We start from the raw sequence: 13822 nt of genomic DNA on the forward strand, positions 1-13822 counted from the left end.
TCAAATAACAAAAGCACAATCTCTCATGCCATCTATCCACGTGGAAGTGCTTCGATAATAATAAATGCCTGTGCCCAAGGAAAATCATCTGTTATACTAAGATGAATAACTGCATCATGATGAGGAGGTAATAACTTTTGAAGTTGCACTTGCGCACGATTTGTTAATTGCATTATTGGTTTACCAGATGGCAAATTAACTACCCCCATGTCTTTCCAATTGATACCACAAGCGATTCCCGTTCCTAAGGCTTTAGCACATGCTTCTTTAGCAGCAAATCTTTTTGCATAGGAAGAGGAGCTTTTTTTGAGATTTTCAGATCTATTTCTTTCAATATCCGTAAAAATACGTTCGATAAAACGCTCACCATAACGAACCAACATTTTCTCAATACGTCGTATATCAACCAGATCATTTCCAAGACCAATAATCATAAGATATTACCCGATCTTTCTTAAATTTATTTCTGTTTTAATACAGGCGATGAGCGCTTCTTTAAACGCCTTTTTTTTATAATCTTTTGATATCGCTTTTGTTTAAAACGAACCGTTGCTCTGTAAACACCTATATAAGATAAACCACCAAAAACAACACCTAAAAGAGTTCCCCCTAAAATCATAGGACTCATAATTGTGTCCCATGCGCCTTTAAAGAGGAGAGAGAGATTTGACAATGTCAAACCATTAAATAGAGCACGAATTTGCGAAAGAGAAATCTCTTTGACATCGCTAAAAAGTGATAAACAAAAATACCCTACTTTATAATCAGCCATGACAATCAATAAAAATGTGAGTGGATTAGAAAAAATTGTCCCAATGATTGCGGCAGCAAAGTTTGCACGCAAAAGCCAAGAAAAAAATATTGCCAAAATAATATGCAGCCCAAAGAAAGGGGAACAAGCTAAAAAAACGCCAACAGCAACCCCTAATGCTACTTCATGCGGTGTTGCTGATATACGCAAAATACGTTTATGTATGTAGCAAAATGAGCGAGAAAATGAACGACGTGGCCATAACCAAAGTCGAATACGCGTTACAAAATCTATTGGTTCTCGACGACGAAAAAGCATATGACTCTCAATATACATCTTTTGATGATGAAATAATCTATATCATCCAAATTAATCTTTTTAAGCTTTTGCACAAAAAAAATAGAACGACAATTAAATATTTCGACTGCCTGGTTTAATCGCGGGAAGAACAGAAAGCTCTGCAGGAAGTGCATCACTAGCATAAGAGGTTATCTCGTATTCAGCAAGCGCAATCAATGGAACTCCAACATTGACCTTACCACCAGAACGATCAAGGATACATGCACTGGCCAATACCTCTGCTCCTGCTGCAACAAGCGCTTCAACAGTCTCACGAATGGAAAGACCCGTTGTTACAATATCTTCAACAATAACAACCCGTGCACCCTTCTTGATTTCAAAACGACGCAATTCAAAGATGCCATTTACACGCTCTACCCAAAGAGAAGGAACACCAAGGTGACGTGAAGTTTCATAGGAAGGAATAAGACCACCAATTGCGGGACCAACAACATAGTCAATTTTTCCCTCGATAGATTTTTTGATTTTTTTAGCCAATCCACGACATAACTTTTCCGTCAAGTTAGCATGCATGAATACTTTCGCTTTTTGCATATAAGTCGCACTATGGCGCCCCGATGTTAAAATAAAATGCCCTTCTAGAATAGCATCTGCTTGTCTAAAAATATCAATGACATCTTGTGTATTCATTGCACAATCTTTCTTTTTATCCATGAACCCGCCGTACTGTACTTACTGAACCTGCCTTTTTTAACTGAGAAAAAATACGATTCAAATGTTTTAAATCCCACACTTCCAAATCAATCATAATTTCTGTAAAATCTGGTGCTGTACGGATAAAAGATAAATTTTGGATATTGGCATCGTTAGCAGAAATTATTTGTGTAATTTCAGCCAAAGAACCAGGACTATTTACAACCAAAATATTCATCCGTGCAGGAAAACGTTCATTCATTTGGGCATCAATATCCCAGCGAACATCAATCCATCGTTCTGGCTGATCATCATACGCCATCAAAGCTGAAGACTGTATTGGATAAATAACGATCCCAGCTCCTGGCTGCATAATACCAACAATCCGATCTCCAGGTACTGCTCCTTCCGGTGAAAAACGTACGGGTATATCTCCACGGGTTCCTCTAATAGGCAATGCTTTAGATTGATGATTCTCGACCTTTGCATTCTTTTCATTTTCTGGAACTTTAAAAATCATACCTTGAGCATTTTCAATATTAAACCAACCTTCTTCCCCAGGCCTAAAAGATGACTTTTGTACCACACGGTGATCTTGATAATCAGGATAAACCGCTTTAATCACATCAGCGGAAAACAGCTCTCCACGCCCAACAGCAGCCAATACATCCTCTACATCTTTACGTGCTAAACGTGGCAAAACTTTCTTCAAAAGGTCTTTTGAAAATTGCTTTCCCATATATTCAAATGAACGCTCGAGAATACGATATCCTAAACCCGAATATTGTTTACGTACCGCTGCACGACTTGCTCGTCGAATAGCTGAACGTGCTTTACCCGTGACAACAAGAAATTCCCATGCTGCTGGCGGAATTTGAGCGTGTGAGCGAATAATATCAACCTCATCACCATTTTTTAATTTGGTCATTAAAGGCATAATACGACCATTGATTTTTACACCCACACAAGAATCACCGATGTCTGTATGGACGGCATAAGCAAAATCAATAGGCGTAGCTCCTTTAGGAAAAGCAATTAATCGACCTTTCGGCGTAAAACAAAAAACTTGGTCTTGAAAAAGCTCAAGTTTTGTATGTTCTAAAAACTCTTCTGGATTATCTCCATCAGACAAAGATTGTATCGTTTGACGCAACCATGCATAGGCATTCGTTTCACTTGATAACTTCACAGTCGAATAATTGGAACCATGCTCTTTATAGATGGAATGAGCAGCAACCCCATATTCAGCAACTTCATCCATAGCAGCCGTTCTAATTTGCAACTCAACACGTTGTCTTGAAGGGCCAACAATTGTTGTATGAATAGAACGATAATCATTTTGCTTTGGTATAGAGATATAATCTTTGAAACGACCAGGAACCATTGGCCATGTCGTATGAATGACACCAAGAGCACGATAACAATCATTCACGGACTCAACAATCACACGAAATCCAAAAATATCCGATAATTGTTCAAAAGATAATGCTTTACTTTCCATTTTGCGAAAAACTGAATAAGATTTTTTCTGACGGCTTTTAACATCTGCTTTAATGCCATGCTCGAAAAAAAGTTTTGTCAATTCATTTTCAATTGTGGAAAGCAAATCACGGTTGTGTTTCAATAATTCAGAAAGTCGATTGGTAATCGTACGATAACCTTCTGGATTTAAATAAAAGAAAGAGAGATCCTCTAATTCCTCACGCATATCCTGCATACCCATACGACCTGCAAGTGGCGCATAGATATCCATCGTCTCCTCAGCAATTCGCCGACGTTTATCATCACGCATAACACCAAGGGTACGCATATTATGAAGACGATCAGCAAGTTTGACTAAAAGAACACGAACATCATCAGAAATAGCAATAAGAAGTTTACGAAGATTTTCTGCTTGTACAGCTTTCTTTGATACAAGATCAAGCTTATTAAGCTTTGTAAGCCCTTCAACCAACTTCCCAATTTCAGAACCAAAAAGCTGATCAATTTCTGCTCGTGTAGCGCTTGTATCTTCAATTGTATCATGCAAAAGAGCAACAGCAATCGTTGCCTCGTCCAACCGCATATCTGTCAAAATAGCAGCAACTTCTAAAGGATGAGAAAAATAAAGATCACCTGATGCACGCTTTTGATGTGCATGCTTTTTCATTGCATAATCATAGGCCCTGTTTAAAAGAGCCTCATCTACGTCAGACTTGTAACGTTGAACACGTCCAACAAGCTCACACTGACGCATCATACGAGCATATCCTTTATCTTTTCACACCTCTAATCTTTATTGAACATGTCCTATCAATAAAAGACAAGAAAAATAATTGCTCCTTACATGACAAGGTATCTTTACTCCTGTAACATAAATTGCTGCAATTAATAATCGTCACTTTTTTCTGGAACAACCAAACCTTCAATACCCGCTAAAAGCTCTTCTTCTGACATATGATCAAATGAAGTACCTTCTTCTTGCGACGACGTATTAAAAACACTTTCAGCTTCACCTGAATGGGTAATAAATTCACTTGCCATTTCTGGCTCATCTACTTCCACATGCTTTTGCAACGAATGAATAAGGTCTTCCTTTAAATCAGCAGGCGACAATGTTTCTTCTGCTATTTCACGCAAAGCAACAACTGGATTTTTATCATTATCACGATCAACCGTAATCTGCGCTCCTTGTGAAATCTGACGCGCCCGATGACCTGCTAAAAGTACCAATTCAAAGCGGTTGTCAACTTTATCAATACAATCTTCTACCGTTACGCGGGCCATTTATGCCTCTTTCTCAAATAAAAAAAATTTAATAGCGGATAAAGGAGTATATACAATAATCAAAATAAAACACAAGAAAAACAACACAAACTTTTATATTTTTTGATTAAAGAACTTATTTAAAAAAATTCTTGGAAAATTTATAAAAATGTATGACCTATTCATGCTCGTTATCAAAATTTCTTTTAAAAGCATTCCAATAGATTGACTTCAAACGAAGGGAGGTCTTTCTTGACAAAATACTTGTCTGGAGTCCTTATCCTTTTAAAAGGAATACCTGCTGTTTAAACCCTTTGCAATAACAGCAGCCTTATACATACTTTTTATGATAATATCTTTATCTAAAGAGACAACTTTTTTTCTTTGAACATCATGTGTATTGCACTCTTATTCATCGAATAAATTACTGAAAGATGACCTCTCTTTACACAATAATGAGCAATAAGTTTATATTAAACTTTCTTCTAAAAAAGTTTATTTATATTCATTATAGATTGTTTATCAAAACATAACCCGTCATATACGCTATATAAAGACTCAAAAAAATAGAAAAACGATTGATGCCTAACACCATGAATAGCCAATTAACATCACTTTGCCCAGAACCACCCCAAAATTGCAATTTATGTCCTAGGCTTCATCAATTTATCGCTGGCTGGCGTGTAAAAGAACCAAGTTGGTATAACGCACCGGTGCGCCCATTCTTTCCTTATAAAGGGCCAGATACAACACGCCTTCTTATTGTTGGGCTTGCTCCTGGATTACGCGGAGCAAATCGAACTGGACGTCCATTTACTGGTGATTATGCTGGGCACTTACTTTATTCAACTTTAAAAAAGTTTGGTTTTGCCCAAGGAACCTTTGAAGAAAGAGCAGACGATACTCTTGAACTTATTGATGCAGCAATTGTTAACTCTGTTCGTTGTGTTCCACCAGAAAATAAACCCACCGGTGCAGAAATTAACACGTGCCGCTATTTCTTCTCACCTCTTTTAACAAATCTTCCCAAACTTAAAGCCGTTATTACCTTAGGCACCATTGCGCACCATTCAACGATACGTGCCCTTAATGCAAAAGTTTTAGCTCACCCTTTTGGACACGGCGAAATCAATAACATCGGCAGATTACGCATCTTTTCGAGCTATCACTGTTCTCGTTATAATACAAATACTGGACGTTTGACAGACGCCATGTTTCATCAAATCTTTCAAGCAGCAAAAACATACTTAGATCAATGCTAAAACTGTTTTAAACAGCGCTATGAATAAAGAATATCTAGATCGCATCCATTAGCCATACCTTTTTAAAAGTCTTGCTTTCTCACGTCCCCAATCACGTTTTTTTTCCGTTTCACGCTTATCATGAAGCTTTTTCCCCCGCGCTAGAGCGATCTCCAACTTAACGCGCCCTCGTTCATTAAAATAAAGTTTGAGAGGAACAAGTGTCATTCCTTCACGAGACGTTGCATTAAAAAAACGTGCCATCTCACGTTTTGAAAGTAATAATTTGCGCAAACGTCGTGGTTCATGATTAAAACGATTAGCCTGCGTATATTCAGGAATATAGCTGTTTACTAACCATAATTCCCCATTCTCAAAACTCGCATAGCTTTCAGCAATATTGGCATGATTAGAACGTAAGGACTTCACTTCCGCTCCCTGAAGGACAAGACCAGCCTCGAGATTATTAAGGATTTCAAAATTAAAACGTGCTTTACGATTGTCAGCAATTATTTTCCGTACGGGCGCGTTCTTTTTTTTATTCATGGCTTTGTCAATATCATTTTATGCTTTTAAAAGACCAGCATGACTGAGGGCTGCATCAATAATCTTCTTTGTTCTTTCTGTTAATGGAACAATAGGAGAACGCACAGTATCACCACAAAATCCTAATTTTGCAGCAGCATATTTAATACCTGCTGGACTAGGTTCAATAAACACAGCACGATTAAGAGGCATCAAGCGATCATTTAATTCTCGTGCTGTTTTATAATCACCACGAAAACAAGCGGCTTGAAGCTCTGCACAAAGCTTTGGAGCAACATTAGAGGAAACTGAAATACACCCCATACCTCCATGTGCATTAAAACCTAACGCCGTACAATCATCACCGGAAAGCTGCACAAAATCTTTTCCACACTTTTCACCTTGTTCACTAACGCGCTCAATTCTGCTCGTTGCATCCTTAACACCAATGATATTGTTAAAATCTTGATAAAGGTCTTTCATCGTTTCTACAGCCATATCGATAATAGAACGACCAGGAATATTATAAATTATAATCGGAATAGAAACAGCTTTGGCAATGGAAGAAAAATGCTTGTATAAACCAGATTGATTTGGTCTATTATAATAGGGAGTGACAACCAAAACTGCATCTGCACCAGCTTTTTGCGCGTATTGTGCAAGCTCTACAGCCTCGCTTGTGCTATTTGATCCCGCTCCAGCAACAACAGGAACACGCTTTGCAACCTGCTCAACACACAATTCTATAATCCGCTTATGTTCTTCATGACTTAACGTTGCTGATTCACCTGTTGTCCCAACAGGGCTTACACCGTTAATCCCTTGTGTGATCTGCCATTCAACAAAATCACAAAACGCCTTCTCATCAATCGCGCCCTTGTTATCAAACGGTGTGATAAGCGCAGTTATAGCTCCCTTGAGCATGATAAACTCCCTATAATGTTTGCTTTTATTTTTTTATAATCGCCTTTTATAAATTTTAAATAGAGCATAATCTTGCTCTATCATTGAAGCAAGATGAATTTCAAAAAAAGCCCCCATAAGATGAAAATGTCCCTCCTTAAATGTTGAACATTTCTTTAAAATAAGCCGTCTATATTAACGCGTTTTTCATGCTTGTGTTCTATAAATCCTTAAGTTTTTACAAAAAGCAAGGTCTCAAGGTCTTTTCTCTATGCGTGTATTTTCCACCTCTCTTTTCGTATCAACCTTTACTACACTTATACTGGCAATAAGAATTTTATTTTCAAGTGCATACGCGCAAACACCCCTTTTGCAAGGGAAAGTACCAATCCCTTTGGTTCGCCCTACTCCCTTTACCGCAAAAGAAGCTCAAGAATCTCTTCAACAGATACACACGACATCACACAATACTGCTACACTTCAGCAACTGAAAACTGGGCTAGATGCACTAGCAAACAACAATATTGCAAAAACAATAAATCTTCGTAATTCAATGGAAAAACATAGCCTTGATCGTCATATTTTGACATGGGCGCTGGGGGTGTCAAACCAAGCTAATATACCCAGTTCTGAAATATTTAATGCAATCAACATGCTAAAAGGATGGCCAGGTATAGAAACGATGCAACGCAATGCTGAACGTGCTTTTCTTAACGAAACCAACGTCACACGCGCAATCATCCAAAAATTTTCTCATCACCCGCCCCAAACAGCACAAGGGATGGCTCTCTTCGCTAAAGCACTTATCGCAACGGGACAAACCACTCGTGCTCAACACGTTATTGCGCCATGGTGGCATAAAACACAGCTTAATGCAAAAGAAGAAGTATTTGTTCTTAAAAATGCAAACGCTGCATTAAAACCTATTGATCATTTGAGACGCATGCAGTTTATGCTCTATGCACATCGTTTTGATTCAGCAGCACGCGTTGCAAAATTAGCCCATGCTCAATCTCTTTTTAATGCTTTTGTGGCCGTTGAAAAAAATGATCCTAGAGCTACACAAAAATTAAAAGCTGTAGAGAGATCATGGCAAAAAGATCCTCTTTTTCAGTTTGCTCGAATACGCCATCTTCGACGAACAGAGCAATATGATGCAGCAGCAGCACTCATGATGAAAACATCAAAAGATGCATTTCGCCTTATGAACCCTCATTCATTGTGGAAAGAACAACGCGCCCTTTCTCGTGAAATGCTCGATTTAAACAAACCAAAAATTGCTTATCAACTTGTTGCAATGCACACTGGTATAACATCTGCATTAGCCGTCGATGCTGAGTTTCATGCAGGGTGGTATGCACTACGGTTTCTTCATAACCCTAAATTGGCAATGCAGCATTTTTCACGTATTCCTCAACTCTCTTCTTTACCTTTTTATGCATCACGTGGATATTACTGGATGGGACGAACAGCAGAAACGCTAGAAGAACATCAAAATGCCCAGCAATACTTTCATCGCGCAGCTCATTTTGGTGCAACTTACTATGGTCAATTAGCCGCTGCACGACTCAACCAAAAAAAGCTTAAAGTTTTCTTTCCCAAACCAACAACCGCTGAGCGACAACATTTTAGTGCACGAAAAGCGATCAAAGCAATTCAACGTCTTGAAGCAGCCGGCTATGCTGATTTTGCTAAAATTTTTTATAGAGAGCTCGGAAAAAAAATAGAAAGCCCCGGTGAATTAGCTCTTCTGGCTGTTATGGCAGAAAAAAATGGAGACTATTATACCAGCCTCAAAATTGGAAAAATGGCTGTTTTTCAGGGGAAAAATGTCGGTGCACTCTCTCATCCTCTGGGAGCTATACCAGCTTCTGCTCATATTTCTGTAGAAGAAAAATCGCTTATCTATGCCATTGCACGCCAAGAAAGCGAATTTAATCCAACAGCCATATCAAAAGCAGGTGCACAAGGTATACTCCAATTGCTTCCTACAACAGCAAAAGCACTGGCAAAAAAATACTCAATCGCATGGTCTCCTAAAAAATTTAGCAGTGATGCTCATTATAATGCAACATTAGGTGCTCATTTTCTCAATGAACAATTAGAACGTTTTAATGGATCCTATATACTAACTCTTATTGGCTATAATGCGGGTCCCCGTCGAGTCAATGAATGGATAAAACGTTATGGCGATCCTCGAGGTCAATCTCTCGATAACGTCATTGATTGGATTGAACGTATTCCTTATACAGAAACACGTAATTACGTGATGCGTGTCATGGAAAATTATGGTGTCTACAAAGCAAGACTCACTGGGAAAATAGATATAAAAACCGACTTGCTTTCTGGTCGACGGAAATAATATGCCTTAACTTCCCAAATAGCATTTGAAAGCGTTGATAAGAAGTGTTTTTATTCCTTTTTAAATAGTACCATACCCACTTTCTTAGGACGTATAAGAAAGTAATTTTAATTGATTCAGTATTAATAAATTCGAAATGAGAAAACCCTACGCTATTTGGGTCTTTTATTTTAAATACAAAATGATGAATTATCATTATAAATCAACAGGTAGTACAAATAATTCCTTTCTTCTCAACATAGACGACAATATCATAGAGATTACAAATATAAGAGAAGAGTGAAACAAATAGCTCATCCTTTTACTGTTGCTTATTAGTCAATATTCAAATCTTGTGAAACAGCATCTTTTAAGACTATTTTTCCTGCTTATAACATTTCTATACCAAATAAGAGCACGTTATTATATATATCGTTTGGATTATCTCTGATAACAGAAAGACAGACTCATTGAGTTAGAAAGCCTTAAAGACAAACAATTCTCTTCTGCCCCTTCCCTTTTCATTCGGTTCTACGACTTTTAAATATGTCAATATCTTTTAATGATGAAGATGAAGCTTTGCTTTTTTTTCTTATTTTTACATATAAGCTCACATCCTTCACACAAAACAGAGCATCCCAAAATAGTATGTTTTTCTTATTTATATTATTGTTTTATTTTAATGTTTCTAAGTCCATTTCACAACGGTGTATCTGAAAAGTACTTACGAAAATCCTCTCATGAATGGTATAAAAATCGATTAGACCTTTAATTAATAAAAGCTATAGCTCTATCATCCCTTAACTCCCAATGTTGCAAAAGCCCTTTCATTTAGAGCACTCATAAGAAGTATATTCACTGCTTTTTAGAAGTTTTTTATCCATGCTCCTCCTCAACTTGTATCATAAGTAAGCGGATGGTTTTGATTGATTCAACATCAAAAAAATTCGAATAAATTATATTTGAACTTTCATTAAAATTATAAATCAATATATTATAAGAAAAGCGCCCCGCATAAAAAATCAGCTAAATATTAGGGATACTCTAATTGTTTTATTCACTTTTGATGGTGGTGGTGGTGGAAAAGAACCAACGCGTCGAAGGGCTGCCATCGCTAATCGATCAAGTTCCGGGTCACCAGCAGAGACTGCTACACGACTAGAAAAAATACTCCCCTGCTCATGCACCATAAATTCTAACTTCACCGTTCCTTTTGTACGATTGGTGCGCTGTCCCACAATATAATTTTTTTGCCTTTCTAATTGTGACTGTACCTTTGCTAACCACTCCATTAACAACATATCTTCAAGCCCTGCTGTCCCGCCGCCCTTGTTGATGGAAGAAGAACGTACCGCCTTTGCATTGGAGCGCTTTACTACAGCCTTTGGCATCGGTATTGTTTTTTTGATAAACGCTTTATGCTCCACTTTTTGAGGTAGGGGTTCTTCCAAAGGCTTTAAGTCATCTTGTTCTACTATATGCTGAGGTTCTTCCGATTGAATTTCATCCACGGATTCCAATCCTTCTGACTCCTGCTCTAGGAGATCAGACTGTAATACTTCTTGCTCTGTATTAATATCCGACTCTCTATGAATATCTGGCAAGTCTGTATCAACATCCGGATATACAGTTTCTTGCATAAAAGTCAGCATAATCTCCGACGAGAGCAAACCATTACTTATACCAGTACTTTGAAAATAAAACTGTGCTGCCAATAATACATGCAAAAAGAAAGCCCCAATAAATGCACCAATCCAAAGAGTTAATAATTGTTTCGTATTTGCAAAATTCATCGTTTCTTCTGCCACTATTTTAAGCTTAATATTGGTGTTCAATCTCATTAAAACAGGCTATTTTGAAATTGCAACTTTTTTCTTGACTGATTTTGTCATGTTTAATATGGTCTTCTAATGATTTTGTGCCGTTGTCAAAATCATTCCTACTTGGCTGGCAAGTTTTAATCAGTGAGTCCAGCCTTTTTGTATTAAAAAATTTCAAAACAGAGAGGGGATGTTTAAAAGGGTTATGATGTGTTATGCAAATAAGACGAAAAAATATCTATAAAAGCTGTGTAATTTTAAGTGCATTATCGGTCTGTATACCTTCATTTGTTTTTGCACAAAATAAAGATGGAAGTGCTGTCACTGAACTCAAACCAATCCTTATTAAAGGAAAAAAAATAGAAGATGCTTCAAATTCAATAACCATTCTGACTGATCGTAAGACCAACAAGAATATTGATGAAAGACAAATAACTGATGTTTATGATGTGAGTCGTCTTAATCCTTCCGTATCCTATAACTCAGAAAATAACAGTTTCGTTATTCGGGGTTTAGATGCAAACCGTGTTCTTACGACAATGGATGGTATTTCTCTTCCATGGTTTAATGATATATTCCGTGGTGGAGGTGGAAACACAACTTTTGATTTCAATGCTCTTTCTACGTTTGATACTATTCAGGGATCAGATTCTAGTCTTTATGGTTCTGGTGCCTTAGGGGGAATCATTGCGTTGCGTACCCTTGATCCTGAAGACCTGATCGTGGAAGAAAAGAATTGGGGAAGCCTTATAAAAGGTGGTTATAATTCTGTTGATAACAGCTGGCGCATCGATCAAGCTTTTGCTGTGCGTAATTACCGGACATTTTTACTTTTTCAAGGATCTTATGTAGAAGGTCATGAGCGCAAAAATATGGGAACAGTAGAAGGGTATGAGGAACGCACGCGCAAAAACCCTTCTCACTTTGATAAAAATAACTTGCTTTTTAAAATTCATCAATATTTGAGTGATAATCACCGCCTTGGTTTTACCGCAGAGCGTTTTGGTCATAATAGTAACACACATGAATTAAATTCGTCTAAAAGATACGCTCCAGGTTCCGTTTATGAGCAGGATAATAAACTTCGTGAGCGCTTTTCTCTTTCTTATAATTATAATGGTAATGGTGATGCAGTTCTTGATGCGTTTAATGGGCAGCTTTATTGGCAAAGGCAATCAAGTCGTTACGTTATGACAGGTGTTCGTGTTTCAGCTCCCAAAGGGGATTATTTGAGAGATAATTTCTTGCGTAATATCAATTATGGTTTCAATGCTGATGCCCTTAAAAAAGTGGATTTTGGCACTATAAACCATACGTTAAAGTTTGTAATGAATGTTTCGTCATCTAAATTTCATCACTATTTGTTAGGTAAAGACAATTGTCATATAAAAGAATACGCTCGGGGATGTCTTTTTGTTCCTGCTAATCGATCAGATTCACCAGACACAAATGGTTACAATTTAGGTTTTGTTTTTGAAGATGAAATTGGGTTGGCTGATGATCGTTTTCGTGTAACACCGGGAATCCGGTATGATTGGTACAAATATGTTCCTCAGAAAACACCTTCTTATGAGAAAGCACTGATTTCTGATAAATTCCCTCCAGAAAGAAGTGGTTCACGCTTTTCTCCTAAATTACGCGTGGAGTGGGATGTTCGTAATCAAGTAACGCTCTATGCTCAGTGGGCACAGGCTTTTCGTGCACCACGTATTTCAGAACTTTACGTCTCTTATATCAAACCTTCTGCTTATTACGTGAAAGGGAATCCTGATCTTCAACCAGAAACAAGCAATGGGTATGATGTTGGTCTACGGTATGGAAATGTAAATTTCGGTGGTTCCTTCAATGCCTTTTTCAATCAATATAAGAATTTCATAGATACTGAGGATAGAGGGCCATCAGAGGAATTTAGATTTGCGCGTCGGCATTACATGAATCGTTTTCACGTGCAAATTTTTGGTGTTGAGACAAAAGCTCATTTAGTTCTTAAAAATGGTTTTCATAGCAATGTTGCTCTTGCTTATTCACAAGGAAAAGATCTTGATAAAAAGGAGTATCTTAACTCAATTCCTCCTTTGAAAGCAGTTATCGGATTAGGATATGCAAAAGAGGTTTGGGGAAGCGATATTATCCTTACTTTGGCAGCTAAACGTGACAAAGTAGCCGGAGAATCTGATTACCAAAAAATTCCAGGATATCATGTCGTTGATATGACAGGGTGGTGGAAACCATTCGGTGAAACGGGACCTATTCTAAGAGCCGGTGTTTATAATCTTTTCAATACAAAATATTGGAATGTATCTGAACTTCCTTCAGGTAAAAGTTCAACACCAAAAGATTATTATAGCCAGCCTGGTCGTAACTTTAAGGTGTCGTTTGTACAAAAGTTTTAGTCACTTCTGTTAATTATTCGGTCAATAAAATCGTATTGATAAAAGGATTAATTATTGTGTTTCTATTTTCAACATCTTTAAAATTACAAAGATTTGGTAGAAAAGTTTTA

The 13822-nt window shown here is 37.5% G+C and carries 11 protein-coding genes; 3 read left to right on the plus strand and 8 right to left on the minus strand.

The window, feature by feature from the left end:
• Positions 1-32: 32 nt before the first annotated feature.
• The 5 genes from acpS to rpoZ form a co-directional block, all read right to left on the minus strand.
• Positions 33-434 carry a holo-ACP synthase gene (acpS, locus tag ACFINR_RS00475; RefSeq protein WP_375652288.1) on the minus strand — a complete coding sequence of 134 codons (402 nt, stop codon included), beginning with the start codon at positions 432-434 and terminating at the stop codon, positions 33-35.
• A 26-nt stretch (positions 435-460) separates the two neighbouring features.
• Positions 461-1069, minus strand: a complete 609-nt coding sequence (locus tag ACFINR_RS00480) for a DUF2062 domain-containing protein (RefSeq protein ID WP_375631701.1) — start codon at positions 1067-1069, stop codon at positions 461-463.
• 93 nt (positions 1070-1162) lie between these two features.
• Positions 1163-1741 (minus strand): orotate phosphoribosyltransferase, encoded by a 579-nt coding sequence (gene pyrE, locus ACFINR_RS00485; RefSeq protein WP_375652362.1) that lies wholly within the window; start codon positions 1739-1741, stop codon positions 1163-1165.
• Positions 1742-1757: 16 nt separating this feature from the next.
• On the minus strand, positions 1758-3983 hold the full coding sequence (locus ACFINR_RS00490; RefSeq protein ID WP_375631699.1) for a RelA/SpoT family protein: 2226 nt from the start codon (positions 3981-3983) through the stop codon (positions 1758-1760).
• Positions 3984-4111: 128 nt separating this feature from the next.
• Positions 4112-4510, minus strand: coding sequence for a DNA-directed RNA polymerase subunit omega (rpoZ, locus tag ACFINR_RS00495; RefSeq protein ID WP_273791104.1), 399 nt, complete (start codon positions 4508-4510; stop codon positions 4112-4114).
• A gap of 572 nt (positions 4511-5082) precedes the next feature.
• Here rpoZ and ACFINR_RS00500 point away from each other — a divergent pair.
• Positions 5083-5751 (plus strand): uracil-DNA glycosylase, encoded by a 669-nt coding sequence (locus ACFINR_RS00500; protein ID WP_375620809.1) that lies wholly within the window; start codon positions 5083-5085, stop codon positions 5749-5751.
• Positions 5752-5799: 48 nt separating this feature from the next.
• Here the strand turns inward: ACFINR_RS00500 and smpB are convergent, their stop codons facing one another.
• Together smpB and dapA are read right to left on the minus strand one after the other, a co-directional pair.
• The gene (smpB, locus tag ACFINR_RS00505) at positions 5800-6276 is read right to left on the minus strand and encodes an SsrA-binding protein SmpB (RefSeq protein WP_012231306.1); all 477 of its coding nucleotides are present in this window, start codon (positions 6274-6276) and stop codon (positions 5800-5802) included.
• Between the two features lie 18 nt (positions 6277-6294).
• Positions 6295-7179 (minus strand): 4-hydroxy-tetrahydrodipicolinate synthase, encoded by an 885-nt coding sequence (gene dapA, locus ACFINR_RS00510; protein WP_375612952.1) that lies wholly within the window; start codon positions 7177-7179, stop codon positions 6295-6297.
• Positions 7180-7429: 250 nt separating this feature from the next.
• Between dapA and ACFINR_RS00515 the strand changes: the two genes are divergently transcribed.
• Positions 7430-9520 (plus strand): lytic transglycosylase domain-containing protein, encoded by a 2091-nt coding sequence (locus ACFINR_RS00515; RefSeq protein WP_375652289.1) that lies wholly within the window; start codon positions 7430-7432, stop codon positions 9518-9520.
• 1001 nt (positions 9521-10521) lie between these two features.
• Here ACFINR_RS00515 and ACFINR_RS00520 read toward each other — a convergent pair.
• A complete protein-coding gene (locus ACFINR_RS00520) occupies positions 10522-11292 on the minus strand; it encodes an energy transducer TonB (protein ID WP_375631808.1) in 771 nt (256 codons plus the stop codon).
• Between the two features lie 242 nt (positions 11293-11534).
• On the opposite strand from ACFINR_RS00520, the gene ACFINR_RS00525 reads away from it, so the two are divergent.
• Entirely contained in the window at positions 11535-13712 is a 2178-nt protein-coding gene (locus ACFINR_RS00525) for a TonB-dependent hemoglobin/transferrin/lactoferrin family receptor (RefSeq protein ID WP_375631695.1), read from the plus strand.
• Positions 13713-13822: the final 110 nt, after the last annotated feature.

The sequence above is a fragment of the Bartonella sp. AP19HLJMH genome (genome assembly GCF_042196245.1).
Classification (GTDB): domain Bacteria; phylum Pseudomonadota; class Alphaproteobacteria; order Rhizobiales; family Rhizobiaceae; genus Bartonella.